The 18,277-nt window shown below is 35.6% G+C and carries 16 protein-coding genes and 1 riboswitch; of the genes, 15 read left to right on the forward strand and 1 reads right to left on the reverse strand.

What is annotated here, in order from left to right:
* Nucleotides 1–56: 56 nt before the first annotated feature.
* The 11 genes from AC1DY0_RS11890 to AC1DY0_RS11940 all read left to right on the forward strand — a co-directional run bounded on the left by AC1DY0_RS11890 (nucleotide 57) and on the right by AC1DY0_RS11940 (nucleotide 12,323).
* Entirely contained in the window at nucleotides 57–1,109 is a 1,053-nt protein-coding gene (locus AC1DY0_RS11890) for an NAD(P)/FAD-dependent oxidoreductase (protein WP_477188815.1), read from the forward strand.
* Nucleotides 1,110–1,226: 117 nt separating this feature from the next.
* Nucleotides 1,227–1,451 (forward strand): hypothetical protein, encoded by a 225-nt coding sequence (locus AC1DY0_RS11895; protein ID WP_477188816.1) that lies wholly within the window; start codon nucleotides 1,227–1,229, stop codon nucleotides 1,449–1,451.
* Nucleotides 1,442–1,735 carry a type II toxin-antitoxin system RelE/ParE family toxin gene (locus AC1DY0_RS11900; protein ID WP_477188817.1) on the forward strand — a complete coding sequence of 98 codons (294 nt, stop codon included), beginning with the start codon at nucleotides 1,442–1,444 and terminating at the stop codon, nucleotides 1,733–1,735. Before AC1DY0_RS11895 ends, AC1DY0_RS11900 begins: the two co-directional genes overlap by 10 nt.
* Before the next feature lie 216 nt (nucleotides 1,736–1,951).
* Nucleotides 1,952–2,059, forward strand: a riboswitch (SAM riboswitch).
* Nucleotides 2,060–2,327: 268 nt separating this feature from the next.
* Nucleotides 2,328–3,329 (forward strand): homocysteine S-methyltransferase family protein, encoded by a 1,002-nt coding sequence (locus tag AC1DY0_RS11905; RefSeq protein WP_477188818.1) that lies wholly within the window; start codon nucleotides 2,328–2,330, stop codon nucleotides 3,327–3,329.
* A gap of 86 nt (nucleotides 3,330–3,415) precedes the next feature.
* Nucleotides 3,416–3,709: a hypothetical protein gene (locus AC1DY0_RS11910; RefSeq protein ID WP_477188819.1), complete on the forward strand. Its 294-nt coding sequence runs from the start codon at nucleotides 3,416–3,418 to the stop codon at nucleotides 3,707–3,709.
* Nucleotides 3,710–4,141: 432 nt separating this feature from the next.
* Entirely contained in the window at nucleotides 4,142–6,856 is a 2,715-nt protein-coding gene (gene metH, locus AC1DY0_RS11915; protein WP_477188857.1) for a methionine synthase, read from the forward strand.
* 78 nt (nucleotides 6,857–6,934) lie between these two features.
* On the forward strand, nucleotides 6,935–7,891 hold the full coding sequence (gene metF / locus AC1DY0_RS11920) for a methylenetetrahydrofolate reductase [NAD(P)H] (RefSeq protein WP_477188820.1): 957 nt from the start codon (nucleotides 6,935–6,937) through the stop codon (nucleotides 7,889–7,891).
* A gap of 90 nt (nucleotides 7,892–7,981) precedes the next feature.
* A complete protein-coding gene (locus AC1DY0_RS11925; protein WP_477188821.1) occupies nucleotides 7,982–9,394 on the forward strand; it encodes a pyridoxal phosphate-dependent decarboxylase family protein in 1,413 nt (470 codons plus the stop codon).
* A 55-nt stretch (nucleotides 9,395–9,449) separates the two neighbouring features.
* Nucleotides 9,450–10,304, forward strand: a complete 855-nt coding sequence (locus AC1DY0_RS11930) for an alpha/beta hydrolase (protein WP_477188822.1) — start codon at nucleotides 9,450–9,452, stop codon at nucleotides 10,302–10,304.
* A 44-nt stretch (nucleotides 10,305–10,348) separates the two neighbouring features.
* Nucleotides 10,349–11,476, forward strand: a complete 1,128-nt coding sequence (locus AC1DY0_RS11935; RefSeq protein WP_477188823.1) for a helix-turn-helix domain-containing protein — start codon at nucleotides 10,349–10,351, stop codon at nucleotides 11,474–11,476.
* Nucleotides 11,477–11,558: 82 nt separating this feature from the next.
* Nucleotides 11,559–12,323: a hypothetical protein gene (locus AC1DY0_RS11940; RefSeq protein WP_477188824.1), complete on the forward strand. Its 765-nt coding sequence runs from the start codon at nucleotides 11,559–11,561 to the stop codon at nucleotides 12,321–12,323.
* Nucleotides 12,324–12,383: 60 nt separating this feature from the next.
* Here AC1DY0_RS11940 and gldA read toward each other — a convergent pair whose 3' ends face one another.
* On the reverse strand, nucleotides 12,384–13,280 hold the full coding sequence (gldA, locus tag AC1DY0_RS11945) for a gliding motility-associated ABC transporter ATP-binding subunit GldA (RefSeq protein WP_477188825.1): 897 nt from the start codon (nucleotides 13,278–13,280) through the stop codon (nucleotides 12,384–12,386).
* 164 nt (nucleotides 13,281–13,444) lie between these two features.
* On the opposite strand from gldA, the gene AC1DY0_RS11950 reads away from it, so the two are divergent.
* The 4 genes from AC1DY0_RS11950 to AC1DY0_RS11965 all read left to right on the forward strand — a co-directional run bounded on the left by AC1DY0_RS11950 (nucleotide 13,445) and on the right by AC1DY0_RS11965 (nucleotide 18,227).
* Nucleotides 13,445–14,689: a dicarboxylate/amino acid:cation symporter gene (locus AC1DY0_RS11950; protein WP_477188826.1), complete on the forward strand. Its 1,245-nt coding sequence runs from the start codon at nucleotides 13,445–13,447 to the stop codon at nucleotides 14,687–14,689.
* A gap of 502 nt (nucleotides 14,690–15,191) precedes the next feature.
* On the forward strand, nucleotides 15,192–16,019 hold the full coding sequence (locus tag AC1DY0_RS11955; RefSeq protein ID WP_477188827.1) for a prephenate dehydratase: 828 nt from the start codon (nucleotides 15,192–15,194) through the stop codon (nucleotides 16,017–16,019).
* Between the two features lie 70 nt (nucleotides 16,020–16,089).
* Complete coding sequence (locus tag AC1DY0_RS11960; protein WP_477188828.1) at nucleotides 16,090–17,235, forward strand: pyridoxal phosphate-dependent aminotransferase; 1,146 nt, start codon at nucleotides 16,090–16,092, stop codon at nucleotides 17,233–17,235.
* Between the two features lie 134 nt (nucleotides 17,236–17,369).
* Nucleotides 17,370–18,227 carry a prephenate dehydrogenase gene (locus tag AC1DY0_RS11965; protein WP_477188829.1) on the forward strand — a complete coding sequence of 286 codons (858 nt, stop codon included), beginning with the start codon at nucleotides 17,370–17,372 and terminating at the stop codon, nucleotides 18,225–18,227.
* Nucleotides 18,228–18,277 lie beyond the last annotated feature (50 nt).

Below are 18,277 nucleotides of genomic sequence, written 5' to 3' on the forward strand. Positions count from 1 at the left end.
ATTCGTTTATTTGCGCACAAAATAAAAATAATATAAAGAAGTTAAATTTAAATATAATGGTTAAAACAGACATACTCATAATAGGAGCCGGGCCAACAGGTCTATTCGCCGTTTTCGAAGCAGGATTATTAAAATTAAAATGTCATATTCTGGATGCCTTACCACAACCGGGAGGACAATTATCAGAGTTGTATCCAAAGAAACCTATCTACGATATTCCAGGATTTCCTGAAGTATTGGCGGGAGATTTAGTGGATAATTTAATGGAACAAATCAAGCAGTTCGAACCTGGATTTACTCTTGGTGAGCGTGCAGAAACTATCGAAAAACAAGAAGATGGCAGTTTTATTGTTACTTCAAATAAAGGAAAAAAATTCCACGCGTCTGTTGTAGCCATTGCTGGAGGATTGGGAAGTTTTGAACCAAGAAAACCACTTATTGAAGATATCGAATTTTACGAAGATAAAGGAGTGAAATACTTTATCAAGAATCCAGAAAAATTCAGAGACAAAAGAGTTGTTATTTCCGGAGGAGGAGATTCAGCTTTGGACTGGAGTATTTTCTTGGCAAACGTTGCTTCAGAGGTTACTTTAATTCACCGCAGAAACGAATTTAGAGGAGCTCTTGATTCTGTTGAAAAAGTCCAAGAATTAAAAAATGCTGGAAAAATCAAAATGATCACTCCAGGAGAAGTTATTGGTTTGAACGGAGCAGAACATTTAGAGTCTGTTGATGTAGATATTGATGGAGCACATCAAAACATCCCAACTGATTTCTTTATTCCTCTTTTTGGTTTAACACCAAAATTAGGCCCTATTGCACACTGGGGATTGGAAATCGAAAAAAATGCAATCAAAGTAAACAACGCTTTGGATTACCAAACAAATATTCCTGGAATTTTCGCCATTGGTGACGTAAACACATATCCAGGCAAATTGAAATTGATTCTTTGCGGATTCCACGAGGCTACTTTAATGTGTCAAGCGGCTTACCAAATTATCAATCCAGGTAAAAAATATGTTATGAAATACACCACCGTTTCCGGAGTTGACGGATTCGACGGTACTCGGAAAGAAGCTCCAAAAGCGGTAGTGAAAGCAATTGTTTAAGTTGTTGAGTTACTAAAAAGCTGAGAAGCTAAGATTTTAAAATACTAAAGCTCGAACTTGTAATATAGTTTGAGCTTTTTTATTTATATCTTTGTTATAAGTAAAAAACGGTGCATTATGAATTTAGCAACTAGAAAATATAATTTTATTCAAGAATTATCCAATGTAGATGAAAGTCTTTTGGAGAAATTGGAACTGTTGGTAAAGGCAAGCAAAAAGGATTGGTACAGCGAAATGTCAGCAGAAGAAAAAGAAGAAATTGAAATTGGAATTTCTCAAGCTGACAATAATGAATTGTTAAGCCATTCAACAGTTATGGATAAATTCAAGAAATGGCATTAAAGATTAAATGGACTCCGCAAGCAGAAAAGGGTTTAGAAAGCGTGCTTATTTATTTGGAGAAATTTTGGTCTATAAAAGATATTTTGCAGCTAGAAGAAAAAATAGAACAGGTTACGAATTTAATAATTCTTTACCCTGAATTATTCCCAAAATCCGAAACGCATCCTCTTTTGCATAAAGCAATTATAGATAAAAATAATTATCTGGTTTACAGAATAAACACTAAGATGGGACGAATTGAAATCGTTAATTTAAGAGGTACTAAGCAAAAAATAAAGCACTAAACTGTTTTTTTAAGATTCTGAGTTACTAAGAAGCTGAGAAGCTAAGATTTTCAAAAAAAGCTCAAACTTGCAATATAGTTTTGAGTTTTTTTTATAATGATTATGAATGAAAATTTTGACTTAGAGGCTTAGTAGCTCAGAACCTTAGAATCTAAAAAAAAAACTTGCAATTGTTGGCGTTATGTCGTTTCTTTGCACTGTTCCTATTTTTATTGAAAGTTATCACGAAAGGCGGAGGGAAAAGACCCGATGAAACCTTAGCAACCCTTTACTTTTTTAAAGAAGGTGCTACATTCTACCACGCATTGCGCGGATAGATAACACAAGAATACATCCCTGTATTTTTCAAACCTTTTCCTGACAACATTTTGATAATTTTAGCATACTGAATTCATTTCAGTATCTAGAGCGAATAATTGGCGCATTTTTTGCAGTCAACGTTCCCGCTTTCCGTTGCAATCTTTTTGTTTTTAAAGAAAAAACAAAAAGGATTTTCACTGCAATCGGGGCTAAAGAGCCAGAATTAGGAATTTTTGGAAAAATAGTAATCAAAAGCTTTGCGTCCTAGCGTCTTAGCGGTTTAAAATAAGTTATGTCAAGAATTCAAGAAGAAATAAAAAAGAGAATACTCGTGCTCGATGGAGCAATGGGGACAATGCTGCAACGTTATAATTTCTCTGAAGAAGATTTTCGTGGCGAACGATTCAAAGATTTTCCACATCCGCTGAAAGGGAACAATGATTTATTGTCCTTAACGCAACCACAGGCTATCAAAGCTGTACACGCAGCTTATTTTGAAGCAGGAGCCGATATTGTGGAAACCAATACCTTCTCAGGAACCACCATCGGAATGGCGGATTATTACCTGGAAGAATACGTTTATGAATTGAATTACGAATCGGCAAAACTTGCCCGTGAAGTAGCCGATGAATTCACTGCCAAAAATCCAAACCAACCTCGTTTTGTTGCCGGTTCAATTGGCCCGACAAACCGTACGGCGAGTATGTCGCCAGATGTAAACGATCCAGGATACAGAGCCGTAACTTTTGATGATTTGCGTATTGCTTACAAACAACAAGTGGAAGCCTTAATGGATGGTGGTTGCGATTTACTTTTGGTGGAAACTATTTTTGATACGCTAAATGCCAAAGCGGCACTTTTTGCAATCGAACAAGTAAAAGAAGAACGAAATCTTGATATTCCTATTATGGTTTCAGGAACGATAACCGATGCTTCGGGAAGAACACTTTCTGGACAAACGGTAGAAGCGTTTTTGGTTTCAGTTTCGCATATTCCATTGTTGAGCGTGGGATTCAATTGTGCCCTTGGTGCCGATTTGTTGAAACCTTATTTGCAGACTTTGTCACATAACACTTCTTTCAACATTTCGGCGCATCCAAATGCAGGATTGCCAAACGCCTTTGGCGAATACGATGAGACACCGGAAGAAATGCAAGCACAGATTAAAAGTTATTTAGACGATAATTTAATAAACATCATAGGCGGTTGTTGCGGAACAACTCCAAATCATATTAAATTGATTGCTGATATCGCAAAGGATTATAAGCCGAGAGTTTCGACTGCGGTGATGTAATTAATAAGGATATCGATAGATTAGAAATTCAATCTAATGGGGATAGATTTATCTAGTGGGATTAATGTTTTGTAAATAAGGGAATTATGAATGAAATAATATATGAAGAAAGTTTTTTAAAATTTATGATTGTAAATGGACCGAAAGCTAAAAATTCTAAAAACAATTATATTTCTTGGTTGAGATTTATTTCATTACGATACAATATTATTAATGAACAATTAACAAAAGAGATAATTGACAAAGTAACAGTAAATCTGCAAAATACCTCAGAAGATAGAGATGTTTATAAAACACAAAAGGATATTTCTAACATAAAATCAGCATTAAATAAGTACTTGAAATTTATTCAGGCTTTTAAAAAGACAGGTGGTTTATAAAACGTTTGTGATAGTGTAGAGTGGTTGTAAATTCATTCCGTCCGATAGCGCGGATTTGTAATCCGTGCCCGCAAAGAGAATTAAGTCTAGTTTGTCATTCCGACGGAGGAGGAATCACATTGCGAGAATTACTTGATGGGATTCCTCCTCCGTCGGAATGACAAGCTGGGTGGAAAAGTGGATGAGTTTCGTAGGAACAATAAATTTTGTAGCAATGAAATTTATCAGTTGAATGAAAAATAGTGTTGAATTGCACAATGCCCGCGTGAGGGATAGCAGTGGAGCTCTTTTTTCTTGATTTTTCATCAAGAAAAAAAGCGGGAACGAATAGCCCGACCCTTGTGGTCACGCCCAAATAAAGTTGAAATTAAAATAAAATATACCTACAGTTTTTTAAACCGTAGACAAAATAATAAAAACTAAGAATCTAAGCTGCTTAGAAACTTAGTAACTCAAAATAAAAAAATGGGACACAATAAAAATAGAAGAAACCTTGTATTATCGGGATTAGAGCCTTTGATCATTACGCCGGACAGCGTATTTGTGAATGTTGGGGAAAGAACCAATGTAACAGGTTCGAGAAAGTTCCTTCGATTGATCAAGGAGGAAAAATATGAGGAAGCACTCGATATTGCGAGACAGCAGGTAGAAGGAGGGGCGCAAATCATCGATATCAATATGGATGAGGGAATGCTTGACGGCGTTTATGCAATGACCAAATTCCTGAATTTGATTGCTGCCGAGCCGGATATTTCTCGTGTGCCCATTATGATTGACAGTTCGAAATGGGAAATCATTGAGGCTGGTTTGAAAGTGGTGCAGGGAAAATGTGTGGTAAACTCGATTTCGTTGAAAGAAGGAGAAAGCGCCTTTATTCATCACGCCAAACTAATCAAACGTTATGGAGCTGCGGTTATCGTAATGGCTTTTGATGAGGTTGGACAAGCTGATAATTACGATCGTAGAGTTGAAATTTGCCAGCGTTCGTATGATATTTTGGTAAATAAAGTAGATTTTCCTCCACAGGATATCATCTTCGATTTGAATATATTCCCCGTAGCAACAGGTATGGAGGAACACCGCTTGAATGCTTTGGATTTCTTTAGGGGAACCAAATGGGTTCGAGAAAATCTACCGCACGCACACATTAGTGGTGGAGTGAGTAACGTTTCGTTTTCGTTTAGAGGAAATGATACCGTGAGAGAGGCGATGCACTCGGTTTTCTTGTATCACGCCATTAAAAACGGAATGACAATGGGAATTGTAAACCCGGAGATGCTTTCGATTTATGATGAAATTCCAAAAGATTTATTGGAGCACGTTGAGGATGTAATTCTCGACAGACGCGACGATGCCACTGAACGTTTATTGGATTTTGCAGAAAATGTAAAAGGCGATGTAAAGAGCAACGAGAAAGCGGTTCAAGAATGGCGTTCGGGAACGGTTCAGGAAAGAATTACGCATTCCTTGGTAAAAGGAGTGGATGAATTTATAGAAATTGATGTTGAGGAAGCGAGATTGGCTGCCACAAAACCTATCGAAGTTATCGAAATCAACTTGATGACGGGAATGAATGTTGTTGGAGATTTGTTTGGTTCTGGTAAAATGTTTTTGCCGCAAGTGGTAAAATCGGCTCGTGTAATGAAAAAAGCCGTGGCTTATTTATTGCCTTTTATCGAAGCTGCTAAACAAGTAGGCGATAAATCGGGGAACGGAAAAATCCTGATGGCAACCGTAAAAGGAGATGTACACGATATTGGTAAAAATATTGTTTCGGTGGTATTGGCCTGTAATAATTATGAGATTGTAGATCTTGGAGTTATGGTGCCTCCCGAAAAAATTATTGCAGCGGCTATTGAACACAACGTTGATATTATTGGATTGAGCGGATTGATCACGCCGTCTTTGGACGAAATGGTGTATCTCGCAAAAGAATTAGATAAAAGAGGGCTGAAAATTCCTGTAATGATTGGTGGTGCAACTACTTCGCGCGCGCATACTGCCGTGAAAATTGCCCCACAATATAGAGAAACAGTGATTCACGTAAACGATGCGTCAAGAGCCGTTACAGTAGCAGGAAACTTATTGGATCACAACAGAAAAATTTACGCTAGCGATATTCGAGCCGATTATGATGCGTTTAGAGAAACATTTTTGAATCGTTCTCGAGACAAGAATTTCTTGACGATTGAGCAAGCCCGTAAGAATAAATTGCAATTGGATTGGAGGCATTTTGAACCTGTAAAACCAAAAGTTATAGGGGAGCAAATTGTCGAAATAGATTTGGATGTATTGGTTCCGTACATTGACTGGACTCCGTTTTTTAGAACTTGGGAATTGTTTGGAAAATATCCAGCGATTTTGACGGATGAAGTTGTGGGAGAGCAAGCGACTTCTGTTTTTGCGGATGCTCAAGCAATGTTGGAAGTAATTTTGAAAGAGAAAAAATTACAAGCCAAAGGAATCTACGGAATTTTCCCTGCGAACCAAATCAATGATGATGATATCGAGTTGACTGACGAAAACGGAAAATCATTGCAGACATTCTTGACTTTGCGTCAGCAGTCACAAAAAACAAAAGGAGCACCAAACATCGCATTAGCCGATTTTATCGCTCCAAAAGAGAGTGGAAAAGTGGATTATATGGGAGCATTTTGTGTTACCACCGGTTTTGGCGTAGATGAATGGGCGGCTGAATTCGAAAAGGATTTGGACGATTACAATTCGATTATGGTTAAAGCTTTGGCTGACCGTTTTGCAGAAGCATTCGCTGAATATTTACACGAAAAAGTTCGTAAAGAAATCTGGGGTTATGCAGCCGATGAGGTTTTGAGCAAAGAAGCACTTATCGAAGAAGATTATAAAGGAATTCGTCCGGCACCGGGTTATCCTGCTTGTCCCGATCACTTGGAAAAACCAACGATCTGGAAATTGCTGAATGTAGAGAAGGAAATAGGAGTAACCTTAACCGAAAGTATGGCGATGTGGCCGGCTTCATCGGTTTCGGGATATTATTTTGGAAACCCTGAAAGTAAGTATTTTGGTCTTGGAAAAATAAAAGAAGACCAAGTGATTGATTACGCCAAAAGAAGAAGTGTTTCAACAGATGTTGCCAAGAAATGGTTGAATCCGAATATAGCAGATTAAAAAATTTGTTTCAAGTTTAAAGTTTCAAGTTACTCGAGAGAACTTTAAACCTTAAACTTGAAACTTGAAACAAATAAAATGAAAGTAACAGAACATATAGAAAATGCCAAAGGAGAAACGTTATTCTCTTTCGAAATTATTCCGCCACAAAAAGGCAAAAGCATTCAGGAGCTATACGATAATATTGATCCGTTGATGGAGTTCAAACCGCCTTTTATAGATGTAACGACTTCACGTGAGGAGTATATTTATATTGATAAGGGCAACGGATTATTGGACAAAAAATTGACCAGAATGCGTCCGGGAACGTTGGGGATTTGTGCTTCTATAAAACACAAATACAATGTGGATACCGTACCGCACTTGCTTTGTGGAGGTTTTACCAAAGAAGAAACAGAGTATATGTTGGTTGATTGTCATTATCTTGGAATCAATAACGTGATGGCACTTCGCGGTGATGCGATGAAAGACGAACAGTCTTTTGTGCCAAAAGCGGGTGGGAATAATTTTGCGGTAGATTTGGTTTCACAAATCAATCAATTGAATTGCGGAAAGTATTTGCACGATGTTATGGACGCAGATAACAAAGCCGATTTTTGCATTGGAGTAGCTGGTTATCCGGAGAAGCATTTGGAATCTCCTTCTTTGCTGTCGGACTTGAAAAGACTGAAAGAGAAAGTGGATGCAGGTGCTGATTATGTGGTAACTCAAATGTTTTTTGAGAACGCCAAATATTTTGAGTTTGTAGCCAAAGCAAGGGAAATGGGAATTACTGTTCCAATTATTCCGGGAATCAAACCAATTGCAGTTCAAAAACATTTACAAATTTTGCCTCAAATTTTCCGTATCGATTTACCGGAAGATTTAATAAGCGCAGTTGATAAATGCAAGAACAACGCCGAAATACGTCAAGTGGGTATCGAGTGGGCTATCCAGCAATCAATAGAATTGAAAGCAGCGGGAGTTCCTGTGTTGCATTATTATTCTATGGGAAAATCAGAAAATATCAGACAAATAGCAAGCCAGGTTTTTTAAATAAAGAATTATTATTAATTTCAATTTGAAATACTCGATTGGTTGTTTTTAACTAATCGGGTATTTTTTTTAATCTTTAAATAAAAGTATATGAATCCAATCCTCCAACAAGATTTAAAAGACATTGAAAACATTCTCGAAAAAGTAAAACAACAAGGAATTAATTTTCTTAATGTTATTGATGATATTCCCACTTCAACCCAAAATACAATTACGACCGATAGGAATCTAAACGATTCTGGTTTAGGAGCAATGTCTGCCTTGGAAGAGTTTAATCAACGTTTGGCTCCTTTGATGGTTTCACAGGCTGGGCCCAGATATTGGGGTTTTGTTACGGGAGGGGCAACACCGGCTTCTATAGTTGGTGATTGGTTAACGACTATTTATGATCCAAATGCACAGGCTACAAAAGCGCAAGGAGGAGTTTCGGCTTTGATAGAAATAGAAACCATTAATCTATTATTGCAATTATTGGACTTACCAAAATCATTTTTGGGTGGATTTGTAACAGGCGCTACAATGTCAAATTTTACAAGTTTGGCGGTAGCTCGACAATGGTTCGGAAAACAATTGGGTCTAGATTTTGCAAAAAACGGAATTACCTCACCCCTAAATATTCTTGCGGCAACACCACATTCCTCTTCAGTAAAATGTTTAGCGATGTTAGGAATTGGAAGTAAGAATTTCACCAAAGTAAAAACAGTTGAAGGAAATCGTGAAGCTATTGATATAACTGATTTGGAGCAAAATATTAAAGATCTAAATGGTCAGCCTTTTATTTTAATATCGAGTGCGGGAACTGTCAACTCAGCCGATTTTGATGATTTTAATGCAATTACAAAACTTAAAGAAAAATATAATTTTTGGTGGCATATCGATGCTGCTTTCGGAGGTTTCACAGCTTGTTCTCCAAAATACAAACACCTGATAAACGGTTGGGAAAACGCTGATAGTATCACCATAGATTGCCATAAATGGCTGAATGTTCCTTACGAAAGTGCTTTTTACTTGGTAAAGGAACAACATAAAAATCTACAAGTGGAAACGTTTCAAAATTCTAATGCCCCATATTTGGGAGATCCATTGGAGAATTTCAGTTACCTGAATTTCTTGCCTGAAAATTCTAGACGTTTAAAAGCTTTGCCAGTTTGGTTTTCGTTATTGGCGTATGGGAAACAGGGATTTCAAGACATTGTAGAAAATAGTGTTGAGATGGCATTGCAGTTGGATTCTTTTATAACTAATGATGAAAGCTTCGAATTATTGGCGCCAACTCGTCTCAATAATGTTTGTTTTACTTTGGTGGGAGAACAAAATCAGGAAAAAGTAAATTTATTTCTGACTCATCTCAACGATACAGGCAAAGTGTTTATGACGCCAACAGTGTATCAAAACCGCAAAGGAATTCGAGCTTCGTTTGTCAATTGGAGAACGAATGAAAATGATATTAAAATAGTGATAGAAGTAATGAAGGAAATTATTTCAACAGTTGTGACACAGTAGATTATAAATGTTTTTGTAGTATATTTAGAAACTAGTATTTTTAAATGTGTCTTGAATGAAAACAAGGGTGAAACTGTATGTCTGTTTGTTTTTTTTAACTATTTGTAATAAAGGGTTTTCACAGGAAAAGGGCTTGAAAATTTCTCTTTGGGAAAATGGCGCCCCTGGTTTTGAAAATCGTAAAGACGAACCTGAACAGGCCAAAGATTGGTGGGTAAGAAATATTCATAACCCATCGATAACGGCTTATTTCCCGGAAAAGCCAAATGGTATGGCTGTACTTATTTGTCCTGGAGGGGGGCATGAAAATTTGGTTTTCAACTCAGAGGGCAGAGATGCTGCGGAATATTTTACAAGTATTGGAGTAACAGCTTTTATCCTAAAATACCGTTTGGCAAGAGAAGCTGGATCGCCATATAAATTAGAAACACATGTGAAGCAGGATGTCGAAAGAGCTATGAGATTAATAAGAAGCAAGGCGGTTGAATTCAAAATAGATCCCACCCGAATAGGTGCAATGGGGTTTTCTGCTGGGGGAGAAGTTGTGGCTTTGGTCGCTTATAATGCTAAAAATATTTTAGAAAATAGTTCTGACGTAATCGATAAACAAGATGCACAACCCAACTTTCAAATACTAATCTACCCTGGTCCTTTGTTTATCCCAAAAGAAATTAAGTCGGATGTGCCACCAGTATTTCTATTGGCTGCTAATGATGATATGTGTTGTTCCGCACCGATAGTTGATTTGCTAAATAAATACCGTCAAGCGAATGTTCCTATAGAGATGCATTTGTATTCCAAAGGAGGACATGCTTTTAACATGGGAAAAAGAGCGAAGTCTAATTCTTTAAAGACTTGGCCACAAAGATTAACGGATTGGTTTGAAGATAATAACTATTTTGTGAAGTAAGTTGTTTCTTTTTAGCAGTACCTTAAAAATTATATTTTTTTGATATGATGAATTTTCCAATCATAATGGGTATTACTTCTGGGGCAGCCTTTTTATTAGGCTTTCTGCTTATTATGCATCCGCAAAAAATCAACAGTATTGCAAATCGCTGGTTGGGATTATTTGTTGTAACTCTTGGATTAGCGATGTTGGAAATATTTTTAGTTTCAGAAAATTTTCAGTCAAATCACCCTGTTTTGTTTGATTTAATTGGATTGATGCGATTCTTAACTGCTCCTGCTCTTTATATCAGTATTTTATATTTTACTTCACTGCTTAAAAAATTTGACAAGAAAATTTTATGGCATTTTTTGCCCTTTTTAATTTTTTTTATTTTCAGATTTCCATTTTTTATTACTGGAAAAAACATTGAATTCAGTTATCCTGTAGGCAGAATAGTTTTTTTTGTGCTACAGATTGCATTGCCTCTCCAAACTATAGTTTATTGGTATTTGTCTTTTAGTAAATTGCAAACACACATAAAATACATACGTCAATTTTCATCATCAACGGAGCAAATTGATCTTTCCTGGCTAAAATATTTTTTATTGATTTTAGTAATAATTATAATTGCTTGGCTCAATCTTGTCTTTTTTAACTTGGAAAACATAACTCGGTTTACCCCTTTATTATATCTTTTATCTGTGTTTTTTCTAGCTTATTTTTCTTTACAGCAAAAAGAAATTTTTGATTTTAATAAAAATGATTTAGATGAGTTGTCGACTATTAAAGAGTATAAAAGAGAGAACCCAAAAAGAGTTTCAGAGAATCGATTGAATGAGTTAGATAAAAAATTACATATACTTATGAATTCTGAAAAAGTGTATTTGGAGAATGATTTAAGTTTACCAAAATTAGCCAAAAGTATGGAGGCAACTTGTAATGAAGCCTCGTTTGTGATTAACGAATTATATGGAGATAACTTTTATAATTTTGTCAATAAATACCGAATTGAAGAAGCAAAAAGATTATTGTTGTCTGAGAAATACAATCGATTAAACATTCTAGGAATTGCTTATGAATCTGGATTTAATTCCAAAACTACTTTTAATACGACTTTCAAAAAGTATACAGGAGTGTCTCCAACAGATTTTGTAAAATCAAATAGGATTTTAGAAAAGAAGGAAATTTAATTACGTTCGAACGGGTACATCGGAACGCTTGATATTTGATTAATAGCCAATTTTGAGGTCTATTAATTCAAATAAAAAAGTTATGTTAGAACAGTCAAATCTAAAAGTTTCAACTTCAATAGCCAAAAAAAACAGTACAACTTTAATACTGGGACTTGTGTTTTCCGCTTTGCTATTAATGCTTGGTAACGGCGGTAATATTTCTTGGTTTCCACCAATAGTAGTTTTTTCTTTAGTTGGGATTACTTTATTAAGTGCTCTTCTATTTCCTTTTCTATGGCATTATTTAGAACACAAGCAGAAAATGAATTCTGTAAAAGTATATGGTTTTTTGTATAGTGGTATTAGATATTGTATTGCGTTTAATATTGCCAGTTTTGGATGGAAAAAGTTTTATGGACTTCAATTTATTGTGCCAACAGAAATCGCAAGTTTACCTATGAATCAACAGTCTGGGGAATGGTTAACTTGGTTTTATTTTGGACACTCACCGGCTTTTGGAATTATAATAGCACTTATCCAAATAGTCGGTGGTTATCTATTATTGTTTCGAAGAACATTATTAATAGGTGCTATAATTTTGTTTTCGCTACTGGCCAATTTGACTTTAATTAATATTTTCTATCAAATGAATGCTGGTGCATTATTGCAATCTGTTGTATTAACGATTGGTGTTTTGTTTTTGATTTTATTAGAGTATAAAAAACTTGTTGTCTTTTTTCTAAAAACAAAATCCAATTTACCTTCATTAAATTTTAATAGTGCACTTGTGAAAAATATGGTTCGCCTTTCTGCAATCGTATTATCATTACTATTTACAATCTATTTAAAGTCATTGGTAAAATAAAAAAGAAAGCTCGTTTAAATCCATTTTAAACGAGCTTTCTTTTATCTGCAATCTTTCAACTTACTTCGTAATTTCTCTAAAGACAGCTTCCAAATTCTTGTTCTTTTGGTTGAGTTGTAAAGTTTTCAACCCATTATCGTATGCGAAATCAAAAACAGTTGGGCGCATATCCTTATCAGAAACAAAAGTCAATTCCCAAGAGCAACCGTTGATGTTTTTAAACGATTTTAAATGTGGAATTTGAGGAATTAGGCCTTCTTCCACTTTCAAATCAAATTCGACTTCGATTACCTGTTCTTTATCGGCAGAAATTAAATTGTCCAATTTTTTATCGGCAACAATTTGTCCTTTGTCAATAATAATTACTCGGTCGCAAATCGCTTCCACTTCCTGCATAATGTGTGTCGAAAGAAAAACCGTTTTGTCTTTCCCTACGTTTTTAATCACATTCCTGATTTCGACCAATTGATTTGGATCCAATCCAGTTGTAGGTTCGTCCAGAATCAAAACATCGGGATTGTGCAATAATGCATTGGCCAATCCCACACGTTGGCGGTATCCTTTTGATAATTGTCCTATTTTTTTATGACTTTCAGTTTGCAAACCTGTCAACTGAATTACTTCTTCGATTCTTGATTTATCTACTTTATAAACGTCGGCATTAAAAGCTAGATATTCTCTCACGTACAAATCCAAATACAATGGATTGTGTTCTGGCAAATACCCAATAGAAAGCTGTACCGATTTTTCCTGGGTGTTTACATCAAAGTCATTGACTAGCGCAACACCAGAGTCGGCGTGAAGATATGTCGTTAAAATTTTCATCAAGGTCGATTTTCCGGCACCATTCGGTCCTAAAAAACCAACAATCTCTCCTTTTTTAACAGAAAAAGAAATGTTGTCCAATGCTTTTTGGGCACCATAACTTTTCGAAATGTTTTTTACTTCTATTGACATAAAACTTTATTTGTTGCAAAAGTAAACAGAAAAAACTTTTATTTATTGTTTTTGTCCAACAATGAACCTTTAGCTTTTGTCAAAGTATTGAACTTTAACAAACGTTAGTAAGAATGATGGCTTTATCATTAAGATTTATATATTTACAATCAAACTAAATCAATATGGAAAATAATCAATCAGGCAGTTTCTTGAAAAATTATAGTAGTATTTTGTTGCTACTTGGCGGAATAATCGTTGGTAGCATATTAGGTTTGGTTTTCGGGAATGGGGTAGAAGTCATAAAACCATTAGGAGATATATTTCTGAATTTACTTTTTACGGCAATCATACCGCTAGTGTTTTTTACCATTGCTTCCTCAATTGCCAATTTGCAGAAATCTGAAAAACTCGGAAAGCTTTTCGGGATAGTTTTAGGAGTGTTTCTAACAACTGTAATTATTTCGGCTATTATAATGATTATCGGTGTTTTGATTTTCCCAATTCATCAAGGCATAGTACTTTCAAAAGTTGCATTAGAAAACATTCAAGAAAGCAGCACTGGTTCTCAAATCACACAATTGGTAACAGTCAATGATTTCTATGAGATATTGTCTCGAAAAAATATGCTGGCGCTCATATTATTTTCTTTTCTAATTGGTTTTTCAACTTTGCGCGCTGGCGAAAAAGGAAAAGATTTTGCAAGATTTCTTAATTCTGGAAACGAAGTGATGAAACAATTACTGCATCTTATTATGAAAACGGCTCCAATTGGTCTTGGAGCTTATTTTGCATATCAAGTCGGTATCTTCGGACCACAATTGTTTGGAGCTTATGCCAAACCACTAGCTTTGTATTATGCCGTTTGTACTTTTTATTTCATCATATTTTTCAGCTTATATGCTTTTTTTGCAGGCGGAAAACTAGGCCTTAAAATATTTTGGAAAAACAACATTACACCTGCATTGACGGCGGTGGGAACGTGCAGTAGTATTGCAACTATCCCAGCTAATCTCGAAGCCGCAGAGCAAATGAACATTCCGAGTCACATTCGGAATCTCGTAATTCCACTTGGAGCACCCTTACACAAAGACGGTTCGAGTATGTCATCGATTGTCAAAATCGCCGTCATTTTTGCCTTATTCGGCAAGGATTTTACGGATCCTTACACTTTATTAACAGCAATTGGCATCACCATAATAGTATCCGTGGTCGAAGGTGGTATTCCAAATGGTGGATATATAGGAGAAATTCTTGCCATAACCGTTTATGGTTTGCCGATGGAACAAGCCTTGCCGGCCGCAATGATTATTGGAACTTTGGTCGATCCAATCGCGACTTTACTGAATGCCAATGGTGATTTGGTCTGTGCAATGGTAGTCACCAGAATCTCCGAAGGCAAGAAATGGATCAGTCAAAGTATTACCTAAATAACATAAAAAAATCACTTGGGTCGGGCTATCCGCTACTTTGGTAGCTAGCTTCTATCCCTCACTCGGCTAGCAAGATGTTTAGTTTAACCCAGAAACGAGCCGTTTTTTCATCAACTTTCAAAAGCAATGGATTAAAATAAACACTGTTTTTTATCCAAATAGCCATTTGGTGTTTAATTTCTGTTTTGAATTCAATAATTTTAACGTCTCAAAGAGCTTTATTTTTATGAAATAATGAATTAAAATCCCTTTTAACAAACGAATCTTTTTTTGTTACATAAAAGATTATTTTTATTTTGGCTGACTCGAAATATGTCATACATTTGCAATAAATAATTGAACAACAAAGCACATCATGTCTAATAACCGTTTTTATTTTAGCAACTCTTTTTATTTCTTCTTTAGGAAGTAAGGGATTGTGCTATGGTTATTTGAAGAACAAAAAACAAATAAAACTAATATACAATCCTGATGAAAATCAGGATTTTTTTTTGACCCAATGAGAACGAAAATTGCAATACAAGGAATTAAAGGATCTTTCCACCATCAAGTGGCCCAAGACTATTTTTATCAAAACATCGAAGTGGACGAATGTCTGTCTTTTGAGGAATTGGTAGCTAGTTTACTGACGGGAAAATCAGATCAGGCAGTAATGGCTATAGAGAATTCTATTGCTGGGCCTATTATTCCAAATTATGCATTAATTGACAAAAACAATCTGCATATTATAGGTGAACATTATTTGGATATTCATCAAAATTTAATGGCGCTGAAAGGACAAAAAATAGAAGATATTCAAGAAGTGCATTCTCACCCGATGGCTTTATTGCAATGTATGGAATTCTTGAAAAAATACCCAAACATAAAATTAGTTGAAGACAAGGATACTGCCGAAACCGCTAGAAGGATTCACGAAAAACAGTTAACAGGAATTGCAGCAATTGCAAGCAAAACAGCTTCTGAAATGTATGATTTGGAAATTCTGGCACCAGAAATTCAAACGATAAACAATAATATGACTCGTTTTGTCATTATTAAAAAGGAAAAAGAATTTGCAGACGAAAATGAAATCAGCAGAGCTTCGATTAAATTTGAATTGGATCATAAAAGAGGAAGCCTTGCAGCAGTCTTGAATGTAATGAGTGATTGTAAATTGAATTTAACCAAAATACAATCGTTGCCAAAAATTGAAACACCTTGGAAATATTCTTTTTTTGTTGATGTTACTTTTGATAAATATGAAGATTTTGCCAAATCAAAAGCACTGTTAACGATAATGGCTGAATATTTTAAAGTATTGGGAGAATATAAAAATACCAAACCATAATTAGTCAAAAGTTACAAGTCAAAAGTTTTTAAAGATAAAATAAACTCTGAAAAGAGAAATATAAAATAGCATGATTACAACAGCAAAACGTCTCGATATAATTGAAGAATACTATTTCTCATCTAAATTGAGAGAAGTGAGACAATTAGCCTCAGAGGGAAAACCAATTATCAATATGGGAATTGGAAGCCCGGATCTAAAGCCATCAAAAGCAGTTATGGATGCCGTAATTTTGGCAATGCAAGATGAGAATGCACACCAATATCAAAGTTATCAAGGATTGCCTGAACTTAGAAAAGGAATGGCTGATTTTTATAAAAATAATTATGGCGTAACCTTGGATCCTAATGTGGAAATTTTGCCATTGATTGGTTCTAAAGAGGGTATTATGCATATTTCTATGGCTTTCTTGAATGAAGGAGATCACGTTTTAATTCCGAATCCAGGATATCCGACATACAGTTCAGTAACGAATCTAGTTGGAGCTGTGCCTGTTTATTACGATTTGAAAGAAGTGAATAATTGGGAACCTGATTTTGACGCTTTGGAAAAACTAGATTTAACCAAAGTGAAAATTATGTGGATTGGTTATCCACACATGCCTACAGGTGCGAGAGGAAGTTTGGAATTGTTTGAAAAACTGGTAGCTTTCGCCAAAAAGCATCATATATTATTAGTTAATGACAATCCGTATAGTTTTGTTTTGAATGATAAACCGATGAGTTTGTTGCAGGTAGAAGGAGCAAAAGATGTGGCACTGGAACTGAATTCTTTGAGTAAAACGTTCAATATGGCAGGCTGGAGAGTAGGAATGGTTTTGGGAAGTGCAACGCTGATTGATTCGGTTCTTAAAGTAAAAAGCAACATGGACAGTGGGATGTTCTACGGAATCCAAAAGGGTGCTGTTGAAGCTTTGAAAAGTGATCAGTCTTGGTTTGACTCGATGAACGCTGTTTATAAAAAACGTCGTGTACTTACTGAACAATTGGCCGAAAAACTAGGTTGTGAAGTGTACAAAGAAGGCGTTGGACTATTTGTTTGGGCCAAATTGCCTGCAGGAATAGCATCTGCGGAGGATTTTATCGATAAAATATTATACGAGAAACACATTTTTATAACACCGGGAACCATTTTTGGAAGCAATGGAGAAGGTTATATTCGATTTGCACTTTGTGTAAAAGAAGAGAAAGTACAGGAAGCTATTGATCGATTTTAGAAACTTAGCTATAAAATAAAATTTCTAAAAAAACGGGATGCCCTAGCCCTGATAGTAGTGGAAATCCTTTTACTTTTTCTTTTAAAAGTAAAAGATTGAAACGGATAGCAGGATTAGCTCCAAAAAAGCAGAACATGAATATATACGTAATAGGTGTTGGATTAATAGGAGGATCAATAGCATTGGATGCTAAAGGTTTAAATCCTGATGCCAAAATTTTTGGAATTGACAGTAATGAAAAGCATTTGCAGGAAGCTATAGCGTTAGGGGTTATTGATGAAGCAGCCACTTTTGATGATTTGTCCAAAGCGGATTTTGTGATTGTTTCGGTTCCAGTGGATACGGCGATTGTGGTTTTGCCAACGGTATTGGATTTAATTTCGGATTCGGCTATTGTTTTTGATGTGGGTTCGACAAAAACGCCAATATGCGAAGCGGTTTCGGATCATCCAAGAAGAAGGAATTTTATTGCTACGCATCCTATTGCAGGAACGGAGTTTTCGGGGCCATCGGCAGCTATTAGAGGTTTGTTTCAAGGGAAAACAAATATCATTTGCGAAGTTGAAAAAACAACTTTCAAATTACAGGAAAAAGCGTTGTTGCTTTTTACGGCAATCGGAATGAGAATTAGATATATGGATCCAAAATCGCATGATAAACATATTGCTTATGTGTCACATTTATCACATATCAGTTCGTTTATGCTCGGGAAAACGGTAATCAATAAAGAAAAAGACGAACAGGATATTTTTGACATGGCCGGATCCGGTTTTGAAAGTACCGTTCGTTTGGCAAAAAGTTCACCAGCGATGTGGACCCCGATTTTTAAACAAAACAAAAAACAGGTGATAAAAACATTGGAAGAATACATTTCCAACCTGTCTAAGTTTAAAGATCTTTTGGAAAATGAAGATTATGATGCGATTTACCACGAAATGGAAAGCGTCAACCGAATTAAGGAAATATTGAACGGAATGAATGCTAAAAAGTAACAATAACCCGTTTTAAGAAAAATAAAAAAGAACAACAAAATAAAGTAGTA

It is taken from the genome of Flavobacterium sp. P1_E4, assembly GCF_056405915.1.